Annotated in this window: 18 protein-coding genes; 6 read left to right on the forward strand and 12 right to left on the reverse strand. The window is 63.3% G+C overall.

Annotation, left to right across the window (positions count from 1 at the left end):
- Position 1: 1 nt before the first annotated feature.
- Entirely contained in the window at positions 2–868 is an 867-nt protein-coding gene (locus MESS2_RS25855; protein WP_008877526.1) for an SDR family oxidoreductase, read from the reverse strand.
- Between the two features lie 177 nt (positions 869–1,045).
- Here MESS2_RS25855 and MESS2_RS25860 point away from each other — a divergent pair, with 177 nt between their 5' ends.
- Together MESS2_RS25860 and MESS2_RS25865 are read left to right on the forward strand one after the other, a co-directional pair.
- On the forward strand, positions 1,046–1,312 hold the full coding sequence (locus MESS2_RS25860; RefSeq protein WP_008877527.1) for a type II toxin-antitoxin system VapB family antitoxin: 267 nt from the start codon (positions 1,046–1,048) through the stop codon (positions 1,310–1,312).
- Positions 1,309–1,698, forward strand: coding sequence for a type II toxin-antitoxin system VapC family toxin (locus tag MESS2_RS25865; RefSeq protein WP_008877528.1), 390 nt, complete (start codon positions 1,309–1,311; stop codon positions 1,696–1,698). The genes MESS2_RS25860 and MESS2_RS25865 overlap by 4 nt, the downstream gene beginning before the upstream one ends.
- 1 nt (position 1,699) lies before the next feature.
- On the opposite strand, the gene MESS2_RS33095 is transcribed toward MESS2_RS25865, so the two are convergent.
- Both MESS2_RS33095 and MESS2_RS25875 read right to left on the reverse strand, forming a co-directional pair.
- Positions 1,700–2,365, reverse strand: a complete 666-nt coding sequence (locus MESS2_RS33095) for a helix-turn-helix transcriptional regulator (protein WP_008877529.1) — start codon at positions 2,363–2,365, stop codon at positions 1,700–1,702.
- 7 nt (positions 2,366–2,372) lie between these two features.
- On the reverse strand, positions 2,373–3,245 hold the full coding sequence (locus MESS2_RS25875; RefSeq protein ID WP_008877530.1) for a S1C family serine protease: 873 nt from the start codon (positions 3,243–3,245) through the stop codon (positions 2,373–2,375).
- 170 nt (positions 3,246–3,415) lie between these two features.
- On the opposite strand from MESS2_RS25875, the gene MESS2_RS25880 reads away from it, so the two are divergent.
- Positions 3,416–4,363, forward strand: coding sequence for a S1C family serine protease (locus MESS2_RS25880; protein WP_008877531.1), 948 nt, complete (start codon positions 3,416–3,418; stop codon positions 4,361–4,363).
- On the opposite strand, the gene MESS2_RS25885 is transcribed toward MESS2_RS25880, so the two are convergent.
- Both MESS2_RS25885 and MESS2_RS25890 read right to left on the reverse strand, forming a co-directional pair.
- Positions 4,330–5,262 (reverse strand): arginase family protein, encoded by a 933-nt coding sequence (locus MESS2_RS25885; RefSeq protein WP_040594054.1) that lies wholly within the window; start codon positions 5,260–5,262, stop codon positions 4,330–4,332. The genes MESS2_RS25880 and MESS2_RS25885 overlap by 34 nt on opposite strands.
- 110 nt (positions 5,263–5,372) lie before the next feature.
- Positions 5,373–5,798: a VOC family protein gene (locus tag MESS2_RS25890; RefSeq protein ID WP_008877533.1), complete on the reverse strand. Its 426-nt coding sequence runs from the start codon at positions 5,796–5,798 to the stop codon at positions 5,373–5,375.
- Positions 5,799–5,864: 66 nt separating this feature from the next.
- Between MESS2_RS25890 and MESS2_RS25895 the strand changes: the two genes are divergently transcribed.
- Positions 5,865–6,491: a TetR/AcrR family transcriptional regulator gene (locus MESS2_RS25895; protein WP_008877534.1), complete on the forward strand. Its 627-nt coding sequence runs from the start codon at positions 5,865–5,867 to the stop codon at positions 6,489–6,491.
- On the opposite strand, the gene MESS2_RS25900 is transcribed toward MESS2_RS25895, so the two are convergent.
- On the reverse strand, positions 6,424–7,380 hold the full coding sequence (locus MESS2_RS25900; protein ID WP_008877535.1) for a LysR family transcriptional regulator: 957 nt from the start codon (positions 7,378–7,380) through the stop codon (positions 6,424–6,426). The genes MESS2_RS25895 and MESS2_RS25900 overlap by 68 nt on opposite strands.
- A 106-nt stretch (positions 7,381–7,486) precedes the next feature.
- Between MESS2_RS25900 and MESS2_RS25905 the strand changes: the two genes are divergently transcribed.
- The gene (locus MESS2_RS25905) at positions 7,487–8,125 is read left to right on the forward strand and encodes an FMN-dependent NADH-azoreductase (protein ID WP_008877536.1); all 639 of its coding nucleotides are present in this window, start codon (positions 7,487–7,489) and stop codon (positions 8,123–8,125) included.
- Between the two features lie 295 nt (positions 8,126–8,420).
- Positions 8,421–9,353, forward strand: coding sequence for a 3,5-dioxohexanoate:acetyl-CoA acetone transferase (kce, locus tag MESS2_RS25910; protein WP_008877537.1), 933 nt, complete (start codon positions 8,421–8,423; stop codon positions 9,351–9,353).
- Between the two features lie 38 nt (positions 9,354–9,391).
- On the opposite strand, the gene MESS2_RS25915 is transcribed toward kce, so the two are convergent.
- The 6 genes from MESS2_RS25915 to MESS2_RS25940 form a co-directional block, all read right to left on the reverse strand.
- On the reverse strand, positions 9,392–9,688 hold the full coding sequence (locus MESS2_RS25915; protein WP_008877538.1) for an HlyU family transcriptional regulator: 297 nt from the start codon (positions 9,686–9,688) through the stop codon (positions 9,392–9,394).
- Between the two features lie 214 nt (positions 9,689–9,902).
- The gene (locus MESS2_RS25920; RefSeq protein ID WP_008877540.1) at positions 9,903–10,589 is read right to left on the reverse strand and encodes a PadR family transcriptional regulator; all 687 of its coding nucleotides are present in this window, start codon (positions 10,587–10,589) and stop codon (positions 9,903–9,905) included.
- A 117-nt stretch (positions 10,590–10,706) separates the two neighbouring features.
- Positions 10,707–11,075: a thiol-disulfide oxidoreductase DCC family protein gene (locus MESS2_RS25925; RefSeq protein WP_008877541.1), complete on the reverse strand. Its 369-nt coding sequence runs from the start codon at positions 11,073–11,075 to the stop codon at positions 10,707–10,709.
- Positions 11,076–12,149, reverse strand: a complete 1,074-nt coding sequence (locus MESS2_RS25930) for a DMT family transporter (RefSeq protein ID WP_008877542.1) — start codon at positions 12,147–12,149, stop codon at positions 11,076–11,078. It lies immediately after the preceding gene.
- 45 nt (positions 12,150–12,194) lie between these two features.
- On the reverse strand, positions 12,195–12,830 hold the full coding sequence (locus tag MESS2_RS25935; protein ID WP_008877543.1) for a sulfotransferase family 2 domain-containing protein: 636 nt from the start codon (positions 12,828–12,830) through the stop codon (positions 12,195–12,197).
- Between the two features lie 109 nt (positions 12,831–12,939).
- Positions 12,940–13,233: a GYD domain-containing protein gene (locus tag MESS2_RS25940; RefSeq protein ID WP_008877544.1), complete on the reverse strand. Its 294-nt coding sequence runs from the start codon at positions 13,231–13,233 to the stop codon at positions 12,940–12,942.
- Between the last annotated feature and the right edge of the window lie 48 nt (positions 13,234–13,281).

Genomic DNA, 13,281 nt, shown 5'->3' on the forward strand with positions numbered 1-13,281 from the left:
ACTAGTAGATTCTTTTGATGCTCGTCTCTGAATTCGCGAACACCTCGTCCGGCACGAAGAAGTCGCCGGCGAGCGGGCCGGTCGCAGCGGGCGCATAGATTGAAAAATCGCTGACGCCCTCGGCGCGCAGCACCTCCTCGTCGATGTAGAAATTGCCGGTCGCCTCGCGCGATGGCCGCATGAAGATCGCATGCGCGGCATCGGCCATGATGTCGGGCGAACGGCTCATCGCCACAACCGTCGCGCCGCCGAGAAGATTGCGCACCGCAGCCGTGTCGATGGTCGAGATCGGCCACAGCGAGTTGACCGCGATGCCGTCCTTGGCGAACTCCGCGCTCATGCCCAGCGTGCACATCGACATGCCGAACTTGGCCATCGTATAGGCGACATGGTTCTTGAACCACTTGGCCTTCATGTCGAGCGGCGGCGCCAGATTCAAAATATGAGCATTCTTGGCCAACTTCAGGTGTGGTATGCACATTTTGGAAACCAGGAAGGTGCCGCGCGTATTGATCTGATGCATCAGATCGTAGCGCTTCATGTCGGTCTCCAGCGTGCCGGTGAGCTGGATGGCGCTGGCATTGTTGACGCAGATGTCGATGCCGCCAAATTTTTCGACGGTTCTGGCGACCGCCTCGGCAACCTGCCCCTCCTCGCGTATGTCGCACAGAACAGGCAAGGCCTTGCCGCCGGCCTGCTCGATCTCTTGCGCCGCCGTATGGATCGTGCCCGGCAGCTTCGGGTGCGGCTCGGCGGTCTTGGCGGCGATCGTCACATTGGCGCCGTCACGCGCCGCACGCAGCGCGATCGCCAGGCCGATGCCGCGCGACCCGCCGGAGATGAACAGCGTCTTTCCCTTGAGCGACATTTTTGCTCCGCCTCGTTATGCCTCTTGCGCGATCCTTGCCCTCGCCCGCTTGCGGATACAAGACCTTGCTGCTCGAAGCCATGGTGACGCTGCGGACGCTGGCCCGGGTCTCTGCTGACAGCTGTTGGATTAGCCGAATGGTCGGTATATATTCTATATAAATAGGTAGATGATAGAATGGCTCTGTCGATTAAGAACTTGGAAGTCGAGCAACTGGCCCGCGAACTCGCTCGCCGCCGCCGCGTGTCGGTGACGGAAGCCATCCGGCAAAGCCTCGAGCGCGAAGTTGCACGCGAGCGGCTTGTGCCGCGCGATGAGAACAGTGACCTTTTTCAGCGCTTGATGGCGATTGCTGAAAGGGCCGCACAAATACCTGAGCGCGAAGACGCGATGAGCGACGATGAAATCCTCGGTTACGACGAACTGGGAATCCCAACGCGATGATCGTCGATTCTTCGGCGTTGGTCGCCATTTTGCGCACAGAACCAGGCTATGACCGTTTCGTCTTGGCAATTGCCCAGGCTGAAAGACGTTTGCTTCCGGCACCGGCGCTGCTTGAAACGACAATGGTGCTCGTCGGCCGCTGGCAGGACCAGATTATCGATCGCTTGGAAGCATTCCTGCACACCGCCTCGATCGAGACGATCGCCTTCACCGCCGACCACGCCGCGGTCGCCCGTCAGGCCTTCCTGCGATATGGCAAGGGCCGGCATCCGGCTGCACTGAACTTCGGCGACTGCATTGCCTATGCCACGGCCCGGCTCGAAGCCATGCCGCTGCTGTTCAAGGGTGACGATTTCCGGTTGACCGATATCGAACCGGCCGTGTAGGTCAGACAAGCACCAGGCCCTGCCGCATGGCGATAGCGATCGCGTCGGTGCGATTGGCGGCGCCAAGCTTGATCAGGATCGCCGCGACATGGAATTTTGCCGTGTGTACGGAAATGTTCAGCCGGCGCGCGATCACCTTATTGGGCGCGCCTTCGGCCAGGAGCGCCAGCACCTCGCTCTCACGCGGCGAAAGCGCCGGCCGAACGGCTCCATCGTCGACCGGCTCCTCGTCCAGCGCGTCGCCGTCGTGGAAAGCGAAATCATCATGCCTGCCCGTCATGCGGCGGGACCCGTCGGAAATCCGGTAACCTGCCGCGGCAAGCCGAACGGCAGCGGCGACCAACAAGTCGTCGGCCGCCGCCGGCAGCACGGCGAAAAGATTGTCGGCTGGCGGCTCGTGGCCGGCCCGTTGGGATAGCAGCACCCGAGGCATGGCGGGGTCGATGGCCAAGCGTTGCAGGTTCCGCTCGTCGACGACAGCGACATCCGCTCGCTCGCCGCCACCGCCGCTGCCGGCCGTGACCGGCAGGATATCCCCGCTCGCAGCGAGCGCCGAGGACAGGTGCCCGGCATGCGCCGCATCGGCAAGCGCGATCAGCACGGTCAGCCGCTGTTCCGCGACCACGCCATCCGCGGTCCTGTCCCTTATGATCGCCTCAACGGCCATGGATGCCTCAGCTCAGCGGCTTCTCGCCGATTGTGACCGCGACGTCACGCTGCTCGCCGCCGCGCACCACGCCGAGCGTTACCGGGGCGCCGGCGCTGTCCGGCCCAAGTCTGCGGATCAGGTCGCGCGGACCGTGCACGGCCTCGCCGTTCCACGCCACGATGATGTCGCCGAGCAAGAGGCCGGCCGCTTTTGCCGGGCCATTGTCATCAAGGCTCATCACCATCGCGCTATAAGCGTCGCGATCGCGGACCGGATGCAGGCCGGCGCCGAGATAACCGCGCGCGACATGGCCCTTCTCGCGCAGCGTCGCCACTGCCCGTTCGATCGTCTCGTAAGGCATCACCAGCGCCCGCCGGCGCGGCCCGAACAGGAGCATGCCTATCAGCGCGCCCTTGCCATCGAGCACCGGGCCGCCCTCGAAACGACCGCCGGCATTGACGGCCAGATTGATGCGCCGGTCGATCGTGCCGCCGCGCATCGAACGCCAGACAGGACCAACCTCGCCGACCGTGCCGAATACGGCAAGCGCGGCACCTTCGCTGTTACCGACCGTGACGGCCAGATTACCAGGCCGCACGACCTCCGCCCTGGCCAGTGAGTGCACGTCAGCGGCAGCGGCCGGCTTCAGCAGCGCGACACCGGTCGATGGATCGCGGCCGACCAGCTCGGCCTTCACGGTCTCGCCCGAAGCCAGCGTCAGCTCGATCTCCTCGCCGGTTTCCACCGCCTCCTCGGCGGTGACGAAGTAGCCGTCGCGCCAATGGAAAGCGCTGGCTGTGCGATGGTGATGCGTGGCGAAGCTCGCTGTCGCTGGCGCCGCCTTGGCGGCGATATCGGCAACGGCGTCGGAAAATGCGCTCAGGTTGAAATCGCTCATTATTTGTCTCCTGGGTTTTCTCATGCCCCAGATATCGCTCGGCAGCACGTTGGCCGGTACTCGCCTGACGGCTAGTTGAGCTGCGCACTGGCCATCTGGTCAGGTCGCGGCCGCACGAGCCGCTCCGCACATATAGTTACAATTCAGCCCGATAACACAGAGCCCCGCCGATGGCCCTCGCCGCCCAGAAACTGCAACCCGACGACGACCTGCTCGATGCCTATTCGACGACGGTCGCAGATGCTGTCGACCGCATCGGTCCGGCCGTCTGCCGCATCGAGCGCATCGGCGGCGCCGGCGGCCATGGCTCCGGCTTCGTCATTGCCCAGGACGGACTGGTCGTCACCAACTTCCACGTCGTTGGCGATGCGCGCGCGGTGCGCGTCTCGATGCCGGATGGCGCCTCGCGGGAAGGCCGTGTGCTCGGTCGCGACCCAGACACCGACATTGCGCTGGTGCGGGCCGACGGCAACTTTGCCGATGTCGCGCCGCTTGGCGATTCCAAACGCCTGCGGCGCGGCCAGATTGCGATCGCCATCGGCAATCCGCTCGGCTTCGAGTGGACCGTCACATCGGGCGTCGTCTCGGCGCTCGGCCGCTCGATGCGCGCCTCCACCGGCCGGCTGATCGACGACGTCATCCAGACCGACGCGGCGCTCAACCCCGGCAATTCAGGCGGACCCCTGGTGTCCTCGGCGGGCGAGGTCATCGGCGTCAACACCGCCATGATCCACGGCGCGCAAGGCATCGCTTTCGCGGTTGCCTCCAACACCGCCAATTTCGTCATTTCGGAGATCATCCGCTTCGGCCGCGTCCGCCGCGCCTTCATTGGCGTCTCCGCCGACACCACCAGTCTGCCGCGCCGCGCAGCACTTCTGTCGCAAGTGTCGAGCAGCACGGCGGTGCGGCTGCGCAGCGTCGAGAAGAACAGCCCGGCGGCCAAGGCCGGCCTGAAGGAGGGCGACATCATCGCCGCCATCGACGGCCGCCCGGTGAGCGGCGTCGACGACCTCGTGCGCATGCTCGACGCCGAGCGTATCGGCCGCGAGACGCTGTGCACGGTGGTGCGCCGCTCCGGCATTGCTCAGGTCACGCTGATGCCGGTGGCGCGAAGCTGAAAGACCCGGCCAAGCAGCGAAACCAGCAGCACTGCCAGCTCGCCGGTCGGATCGAGATCCGGATCGAAGATCGTGATGTCCATTCCGGCGCAGCGCGGGTCCGCCACCAGCGCCGCGAGGACGACGACGAGATCGTCCGGATTGATGCCGGGGCTGCCCGGCGAATCCACCGCCGGCATCACGGTCTGATCGAGTGCATCGACGTCGAAATGCACCCAATACGGCCAGCCGGTTCGCGCCAGCGTTGCCCGGGTCTTTTTGAGGACCTTTGCCGCGCCAAGCTCTCGCGCGGCAAAGACGTCGATCAGCGTCATCGCGGTCGAATTGATGTCCGGCCAGGCGAAGTCGGGATTACGGTTCTCGCGTTCGCCGATCTGGATCACCTGTTCGTCCGCAACAAGCGGCCCGGCGATATCAGGCCAGTCGGTCAGCAAGGGCTCGCCACGTCCGGTGGCGAGCGCAAGATCCATACCCGCGGCCGAGCCGAGTGATGCGTTGATATCGTAGTTGCCGGGGTGGCGGAAATCGCTGTGGCCGTCGACATGGATCAGCGCGAGCGGACCAGAACGCCGCGCTGCGGCCAGCGCGCCAAGCAGAATCGCGCAATCACCGCCGACGACCAGCGGTAACTCGCCCCGTCCGAGGGCGCTGGCGACGATCTCCGCAAGCTCCAGATTGAAGCTGCGTATCGCGTTGCCGTTGCGCAACCGGGTACCCAGCTGTGGCTCGGTGCTGTAGGCGGGCCGATCGAGATCGACCAGCTTGGCGGGCGAAAGCATCTCGATCAAGCCGGCTTCGGTCAGCGCCTGCGGTGCGCGCCACGTCCCCGGTACGTGACCCGGCCGCAGCGGACGAAGACCAAGGTTGGAGGGTGCGCGGACGATGCAGGTTTCACGCATGGAAAAGGGCCCAGAATTGCCAAGCTCACCATAGACCGCGAATGCCAGTCCGGTCACGCGGCTGGAGCCGTCGCCTCACCTCTGCCGACAGTTCCTGCCAGAGCGGTCGTTCAGGTTCCCGCTGCTCCTTCAACAAACTGCGCCAGGAACTCCGGGCTCGGCGGGATCGGCTTGATCACGTCGATCAGCACGCCATTGGGGTCTTTCGTGATGAAATGGCGCTGGCCGAAGGGCTCGTCGCACAAGGATCGCAGGATCGGCAGGCCGGCGGCAAGGATCCGTTCGTAGACCGCGTCCGGATCCCTGACCTCGAAGTTGATCAGCAGGCCCGACGTGCGGCCACGCCCCTCTTCCGGGATCGTCTCGTGGTCGCCATGGACGATACCGAGATTGACGCGACGGTCCTCGACAGATTGCAAATGCGCATACCAGTCGCTCGCAAACAGTGGCTTGAAGCTGAAGTGCTTGATATAAAAGGCCTTCGTGCCGGCCACGTCGCCCGTCATCAGCACTGGATAATAGCTCGTTGTCTTCATCTTTCCTTCTCCCGCTAGATCACATACACTCTGTATGTAAATGTTATTAACATACAGGCTGTATGTATGCAACAGAAATCCGGGCGCCGTTCCAACCGTGATCGCACCGAAGCAACGCGTGCCGACCTCATCGCGGCGGCACGCAAACTGTTCACCGAAAAATCCTATGCCGAGACCGGCACGCCGGAGATCGTCGCCGCGGCCGGCGTTACGCGCGGCGCGCTCTACCACCATTTTGCCGACAAGCAGGCGCTGTTTGCCGCCGTGGTCGAGCAGGAGGCGGCGGTTGTCGCCGAAGAGATCGAGCGCGCCTCGCCGCCGTCGCTGTTTGCCCGCGACGCGCTGATTGCCGGCTCCGATGCCTACCTCGCCGCCATGCGCGCGCCAGGCCGCACGCGGCTCTTGCTGCTTGACGGACCAGCCGTGCTCGGCCGCGCCGCCATGGACGAGATCGACAACCGCCACGGCAACCGTACCCTGCGCGAAGGCCTCGTGGCGGCGATGCGCGCGCAATCCATGGTGAAATTGCCGGTGGAAGCGCTGACTGCGCTGTTTGCGGCCGCCTTCGACCGTGCTGCTCTTGCGGTCGATGCCGGCGCTTCAGCCGACGACTATCGCGCCGTTCTCATGGCGTTGATTGATGGGCTGTCCCCGGTTCCTCATCAGGCACCTCGCCCGGCTCGAACTCGTTGAAACAGCCAAGCTGGCGCTTGAACTGGTCGATCAGCCAGGCCGCCGCCGGTTTCGGACTGCGGTCAGCCCGGTGCATGGCATAAAGCGGCGAGCGCACCTCGTTGTAAGGTTCCAGATCGAGCTCCACCAGCCGGCCGCTGGCCAGATCGTCGGCGATCAGCCATCGCGGCAAGCCGCCCCAGCCCAATCCTTCGCGCATCAGCGTGTGCTTGGTCCGCACATCCGTCAGCCGCCAGGTGCGGTAGGCAAAGACGCCGTAGTCGCGCCCCTTGGTGCGCTCGGACTGGTCGGAGACGACGAGCTGGATATGTTCGCGCACCTCCTCGAGCGGCACCGGCTTGGGAAGCAGCGCCAGCGGATGGTTGGGCGCGGCGGCCGGCACCATCGACATGAAGCCGATGCGCACAAGATGCGCGTCGACCTCGCCCAGCAGGCCGCCGATGCCGAGATCGGCCTGTCCATTGACGACATGATCGGGGATCAGGCCGAGCGTGCCGATATGCAGGCGCAGCATCACGGTTGGAAACTGCGCCTCGAACGCCTTCAGCACCCGAACCAGAACCGGTGACGGCAGTGTCGCGTCGACCGACAGCGCCACTTCCGCCTCCAGCCCCTGATGGTGGCCGTCGACGCGCGAACGGATACGCTGCAGCATGCCGACCATGCGCCGCGCATCCTCCAGCACCGCCCGGCCGATCTCGGTCAGTTGCGGCTCGCGCGTGCCCTCGCGCTCGAAGAGTTTCAGCCCCAGCTGGGCTTCAAGATTGGCAATGGTGTAACTGATGACGGACTGGGCCCGGTTAAGCTTGCGGCCGGCGGCCGAAAAACTGCCGGCTTCGGCCACCGCAACAAGCACCTGAAGTTGATCGAGCGTCGGATTGGGCTGCATTCACATATCCAAAAATTAGATGGGTTACATATAAAATATACCAGTTTTACGAATAGGTCGATGGCCCCACATGTGGCGGGACAATTCACCCGCTGGAGAGCCCGCCATGTCCATTCTTCTTGTTACCTCGAGCCCGCGCGGCAGCGCCTCGCACTCGACCCGCATCGCTACCGAATTTGCCGACAAGCTGGTTGCCGCCGATCCCTCGGCAACGCTTGTCGTGCGCGACCTCGTCGCCAATCCGCTGCCGCATATCGATCCCGACTATTCGACCGGCATCTATACGCCGGTTGAATCCCGCACGCCGCGTCAGGCGGAAGTGGTCGGCGTTTCCGATGCTGTGCTCGAAGAACTGCTCGCCGCCGACACCATCATCCTGGCCACCGGCTTCATCAATTTCAACATCTCCTCGACCCTGAAGTCCTGGGTCGATCATGTCACCCGTTCCGGCAAGAGCTTCGTCTATGGTGAGAATGGCCCGAAGGGTCTCGTCACCGGCAAGAAGGTCTATATCGTGCTCGCTTCCGGCGGCATCTATTCCGAAGGCGCCGCCGTGCAGATGGACCACGCCATTCCTTATTTGCGTAGCGTGCTCGGCTTCATCGGCATGACCGATATCGACGTCATCCGCATCGAAGGCGTCGCCATGGGCCCGGACACGGTCGAAGCCGCCCTGGCCAAGGCAACAGCTAAGGTCGATGCGGTGGTCACGGCCACAAGCGAGCGTGTCGCAACGGCGGCATAAAGCATCGGCCATCAGTCATCGAGTTGAAGAAGGCAGGCGCCCCGGCGCCTGCTTTTTGCATTTGTCGCCTGGCACGGTGGCATCTGGCCGGTCAACCCTGGAATCGCCTTGTCGGCCTATCGGTCCAGGCTGAGCGCTGGTGCTGACGTTTCGCCCGGCTGACACTGGCGGCGCTGCCGATAACACTGCTTATGTGGTGCTGTCGAAGCAGTTCATATCGGGTATCACCCAGGGGCGCAGTCAAATAGGGTGCGGTCAAATAGGGCGCGGTCAGACAAGGCAAGGAATTCGAGACGTGGCCAATCAGAACAAGATCATCATCACCTGTGCGGTAACGGGATCGATCCATACACCGTCAATGTCGCCGCATCTGCCGGTAACGGCGCAGGAAATCGCACAGGCAGCGATCGAGGCGGCCGAAGCCGGCGCGGCCATCGTCCATCTTCATGCGCGCAACCCCGCCGACGGCCGGCCCGATCAATCGACAGAAGCCTTCGCGCCTTTTCTGCAGGTGATCAAGCAGCGCTCCGACTGCGTGGTCAACATCACCACCGGCGGCGCCGCGACCATGACCGTCGAGGAGCGGGTCAAGCCAGCCGCGACCTTCGCCCCGGAAGTTGCCTCGTTGAACATGGGGTCGATGAATTTCGGCCTTTATCCGATGCTGGAGCGATTCACGACATTCCAGCATGACTGGGAGCGGCCCTATCTCGAAGGCTCGCGCGACCGCATCTTCCGCAACACCTTCGGCGACATCGAGCATATCCTGCGGACCTGCGCGCAAAATGGCACCCGTTTCGAAATCGAATGCTACGACATCGGCCATCTCTATACGCTTGCCCATTTCGTCGAGCGCGGCCTGGTGAAGGCGCCTTTCTTCGTGCAGAGCGTGTTCGGCATATTGGGCGGCATCGGCGCTTATCCGGAAGACGTGGCGCATATGAAGCGCACGGCTGACCGCCTGTTCGGCAACGACTATCATTGGTCGGTGCTCGGCGCCGGCCGCAATCAGCTCCCCATCGCCACGCAGGCCATCGCGCTGGGCGGCAATGTCCGGGTCGGGCTCGAGGACTCGCTGTGGATCGGCAAGGGGCAATTGGCGAAATCCAACGCCGATCAGGTGAGGAAGGTCCGCCAGATCATTGAGGGGCTCGGCGCCTCCGTCGCCACGCCCGACGAGGCGCGGCAGATCCTGCAACTCAAGGGCGGCGACAAGGTTTCTTTCTGACGTCGCTCCGAAGCCGGGCGACATCGTCATTCGTCAAACTATCCGAAAATCTTCTCGCCCTGCTCATCGACCAGTTGCATGCCCTTCTTGATCGAGATGTCGACGGCGTCGTCCAGCCCGGTGAACCGGTCGGCGCGGATGAATTTGTGTTCCTTTATTACGCCGTCGATCTCTTTCGAAACCACGCCGCAGGTCTGGTACTGGCCATCCGTCTTGTAGGGCGTTGCGCTGATCAGGAATCCCTTGTGCTCGACCTGCTTTGCCGGGGCTGCACTTTTCGGTTCGCCGGCGTCACTGCCGCCACCGCCGCCGAAAAGACGCTTCAGAAAAGACATGGGGTATCCTCCAACAGCAACCACCCTGCACCACATAGCGCGGCACAGGGTGATTTTCACTACCGGGCCTTGGCGAAACGGGCAAGGGCCGCATAGAGCGACGTGCGTCCACTTGGACGCACAAAGTACGCTCTAACATCTTGAATCTACGCATCGTGCTTTTCGAAAATCGGTTCCGATTTTCGGGCCGATGCGGCAGCTCGCCTGCTGGAGGTCAGCGGCGCGACAGCGCCTCGAGGGCTTCGGCGGTGTCTTCCAGGATGCTCATCGCCTGGGCCTGCTTTTCTTCGGACGCATCGACGATGTCGCTGAGCGCCGCGCGCAGGCGGTGGCGCACAGCACGGAATTCGTCGCGCTTTTCCGAACGGCCGCGGCCACGCCGCCCGCCATCCTCGCCGTCGTCGTTCCAGCCGAACCAGTCGCGCGCCTTGGCCATCTTGCGGCCGAAACGCTCGAGGTGGTCGAGCACGTGGTCGATCATCTCGCGGTTTTCGTCGAGATGCGCCTGCCCGGCATCGGTGATCGAGAACACCTTCTTGTTGCCTTCCGCCGACGAGACGGCATAGCCGGCCTCTTCCAGGAAGGTCAGCGTCGGATAGACCACGCCTGGACTTGGGCTGTAGACGCCGCTGGTGCGCTCCTCCAGCGCCTTGATGATGTCATAGCCGTGGCGCGGCGCCTCGGCCAGCAGCGACAGCGTAATCAGCTTGAGATCGCCGTCGGCCAGCATCCGCCCGGCGCGGAACATGTCGCCCGGCCCGCCGCGTCCGCCGCCACGACCGCCATGGCCGAACGGGCCGAAGCCGCCGCCACGACCGCCGAACCTGCCGGCCATATGCATGAAGGCGCGCAAGGGGTGCTCGCCGAAATGATGATGCCCGAAATTATCATGTTTGTGCATCGTTTTCTCCTAAGTTATGTCTTACGATATATCTTAGTTAGGCAAACAGGACGTGTGAGTCAAGATATATCTTACGATGTATCTGGAACGGCGCCAGCGGGATTGACTTGTTAAGCGCTACCAGCGGCCCTTGTGCCGGTTCCAGCCATAGAGGAGATCGGCGAAGCGATCATAGATAAAGCGCGTCAGCGGCAGCGCGACGGGGTTGCCGAGCAGCGTTGCCAGCCAACCCTCGCCCGGCGTGGCCTTCCAGACGGCAATCGCGACATCGGCGCCGGCCAGCAGCCTGCCGTCGGCGTCGGTTGCGTGCAGCCGGCGGCGGATGTCCTCCAGCGACACGCCGTAGCCGGCCAGTGCCGCTGGTTCGGCATTGATGTCGCGAAACGCGATGCGGCCGGCCTTGACCGCTTCGATCAGCCGCCGCTTCTGTCTGGCAATGCCGGCATCGCAGACCGGACAGCGGGTATTGTACCAGACGGTCAGCATCTAGGCGTGATCATGCCGGTGATGCATATCTGGATAATGCGGATGCTTGTGACGCATCGGCGAATGCCGGTGCCAGTGCGAATGCGGCTCCGTCACCGCTCCATCATGGTCGTGCCCGTCATGGTCGTGCCTGTGATGCTCGTCATGCACATGGCTGTGTTCGTGTTCCAGCGCCTCGTGCTCGTGCTCGTGCTCGTGGCGCTCCGACAGATGCAGCCAAAGGCCGACGCCCATCAAAAGCCCCGCAATCGCCAGCCTGAGCGACAAGGGATCACCAAGGATGGCGATTGCAAGCAAAGCTCCGATGAAGGGCGCAAGCGAGTAGTAGGCACCTGTTCGCGCCGTACCGAGATGACGCAGTGCCAGGATGAACATCACCAGGCTGACACCGATGACGAAGAAGCCGACTGCGGCCGCAGCGGCGACAAAGGGTGCGGCGGGAAGCGACGCGCCGGCAACGAGGCCCAGCCCGAGATTGACAATGCCTGCCACCAATCCCTTGAGCATCGCGATCACGACCGGATCGGTTGCCGAGATTTTGCGCGTGAAATTATTGTCCAGTCCCCACGCCGCGCAAGCGCCGGCAACAAGCAGGGCACCCAGGTTGAAGGCAACACCGTTGCCTTCCCAAGACAACAGGACCGCACCGGCAAGTATAGCGAAGGCGCCGAAAAGCAGCCGCCGGTCGACATTCTCGCGGTAGACGACCCAGGCGATCGCCATCGTCGCCAGGCCTTCAAGGTTGAGCAGCAAAGCCGAACTGGACGCCGTGTTGAGCGTGAGACCGAACATCAGCAGCACAGGCGCGACGACACCACCCATGCCGATCGCCAGCGCCAGCCATGGAATATCCTTTCGGTCGAGTTGTGCTTCGCTGGCTTTCGCCTCCCTCCCCCGGAGCAGCCGATAGATGGCCAGCCCGATACCCGCGCCGAAATAGAGCAGGCCGGCCAGCATGAAAGGATCGACCGTATTGAGCAGTAATTTGGAGAGCGGAGGCGCTGCGCCAAACAAGGCGGCAGAGCCGAGAGCGAGCGGCACACCGGGCCACAGATATGAATGCGGTTCGGCCATGCCCCATCCTATCACAATGCCGCATCCTGTCCTGCTCTTGCAAAATCAGAATGCGTAGCCGAAACGCTCGAAATCCCTGGAATAGAGCCGTTGGACGATGCTCCTGGCTTCGTCATCGTAATGCGCGCGATAGTCGAAAGGCGTGCTGACGTTCGTCCGGGGAAGCTTTATCTCGCCAGGCAGTCCGAGCCTTCCCACCATGATATTGAATTCTTCGGCTAGCCTTTCGAAGCGCAGGACCTCGTCGACGATCAGGTTTCCGCGCCGGTCCGAAATCCAGCTCGTCTGATCCACGCGCATAAACCGGTTCTTGCGTTCGAGATAGCGCAGGAACGTCTTGAAGTCCCAGTTCTGGGCCTGGCGATGCCGACGCCGCGTCGTGCTTCTGCGCAAGTGATGATAGTTGGAGACGGCCAGATCGAAAGGATTGCGCACCACGGCGAACTTGCAGGCGCCCTCGTAGAGCGGATAGGGCAGCTTGCGCCGTACCCAGTCCGCCTTGTCGTGCTGTCTGAGCACGGCCTTTTCCGGCGTCTCGCGAACCGGCAGATGCGACAAGAGACGCCGCCACTGCGTCCGCTTCGGCTTCAGGCACCATGGTCTGAGCGCATGCGTGATCGACGACCCGGCCGTCTTCGGGATGTGGATGAAAATGAAGTTTTTCTCGAGCGAGAGGAGCATTTCCTCTCATATCGTCAGATCAGGCGCCGTCAAGCGACGCCTGACTGCAAACTTCCCACGAAGCTTCTCAATCTGTGCGACACGCCTGTACGCTTGAGCCTGCAAGAGCTCACCCGAGCGAGGCGATGATCTCGCGATAGGCGAACTCCGGGAAAGCCTTGAGCGTCCGCGTCTTCACGTTGCCGCCTGCCGCCAGGATCAGCGCGAAACGGGCGAGCACCGCGTCGTCCGGCGCCTCGACCACCGCCACCATGTCGCATTCGCCCATGGTCAGGTAGAACGCCTTGAACGTGCCACCCATGTCTCCCAGCAGCTTCTTGGCGGCATCGAGCCGCTTCGGCGAGTCGCGCACATTCTTGGCGCCCTGTTCCGTCCAGTTGATCAGCACGATGTAAGTCGTCATGGCACACCTCCCTCCGGCGCCACGGAGCACGGCGGTTGGCCGTTCACG

The sequence above is a fragment of the Mesorhizobium metallidurans STM 2683 genome, assembly GCF_000350085.1.
Lineage (GTDB): Bacteria > Pseudomonadota > Alphaproteobacteria > Rhizobiales > Rhizobiaceae > Mesorhizobium > Mesorhizobium metallidurans.

What these genes read in the sequence shown, in the direction of transcription:
- MESS2_RS25855 (WP_008877526.1), bottom strand. Translation starts at nt 868, where the DNA reads ATGTCGCTCAAGGGAAAGACGCTGTTCATCTCCGGCGGGTCGCGCGGC.
- MESS2_RS25860 (WP_008877527.1), top strand. Translation starts at nt 1,046, where the DNA reads ATGGCTCTGTCGATTAAGAACTTGGAAGTCGAGCAACTGGCCCGCGAA.
- MESS2_RS25865 (WP_008877528.1), top strand. Translation starts at nt 1,309, where the DNA reads ATGATCGTCGATTCTTCGGCGTTGGTCGCCATTTTGCGCACAGAACCA.
- MESS2_RS33095 (WP_008877529.1), bottom strand. Translation starts at nt 2,365, where the DNA reads ATGGCCGTTGAGGCGATCATAAGGGACAGGACCGCGGATGGCGTGGTC.
- MESS2_RS25875 (WP_008877530.1), bottom strand. Translation starts at nt 3,245, where the DNA reads ATGAGCGATTTCAACCTGAGCGCATTTTCCGACGCCGTTGCCGATATC.
- MESS2_RS25880 (WP_008877531.1), top strand. Translation starts at nt 3,416, where the DNA reads ATGGCCCTCGCCGCCCAGAAACTGCAACCCGACGACGACCTGCTCGAT.
- MESS2_RS25885 (WP_040594054.1), bottom strand. Translation starts at nt 5,262, where the DNA reads ATGCGTGAAACCTGCATCGTCCGCGCACCCTCCAACCTTGGTCTTCGT.
- MESS2_RS25890 (WP_008877533.1), bottom strand. Translation starts at nt 5,798, where the DNA reads ATGAAGACAACGAGCTATTATCCAGTGCTGATGACGGGCGACGTGGCC.
- MESS2_RS25895 (WP_008877534.1), top strand. Translation starts at nt 5,865, where the DNA reads ATGCAACAGAAATCCGGGCGCCGTTCCAACCGTGATCGCACCGAAGCA.
- MESS2_RS25900 (WP_008877535.1), bottom strand. Translation starts at nt 7,380, where the DNA reads ATGCAGCCCAATCCGACGCTCGATCAACTTCAGGTGCTTGTTGCGGTG.
- MESS2_RS25905 (WP_008877536.1), top strand. Translation starts at nt 7,487, where the DNA reads ATGTCCATTCTTCTTGTTACCTCGAGCCCGCGCGGCAGCGCCTCGCAC.
- MESS2_RS25915 (WP_008877538.1), bottom strand. Translation starts at nt 9,688, where the DNA reads ATGTCTTTTCTGAAGCGTCTTTTCGGCGGCGGTGGCGGCAGTGACGCC.
- MESS2_RS25920 (WP_008877540.1), bottom strand. Translation starts at nt 10,589, where the DNA reads ATGCACAAACATGATAATTTCGGGCATCATCATTTCGGCGAGCACCCC.
- MESS2_RS25925 (WP_008877541.1), bottom strand. Translation starts at nt 11,075, where the DNA reads ATGCTGACCGTCTGGTACAATACCCGCTGTCCGGTCTGCGATGCCGGC.
- MESS2_RS25930 (WP_008877542.1), bottom strand. Translation starts at nt 12,149, where the DNA reads ATGGCCGAACCGCATTCATATCTGTGGCCCGGTGTGCCGCTCGCTCTC.
- MESS2_RS25935 (WP_008877543.1), bottom strand. Translation starts at nt 12,830, where the DNA reads ATGCTCCTCTCGCTCGAGAAAAACTTCATTTTCATCCACATCCCGAAG.
- MESS2_RS25940 (WP_008877544.1), bottom strand. Translation starts at nt 13,233, where the DNA reads ATGACGACTTACATCGTGCTGATCAACTGGACGGAACAGGGCGCCAAG.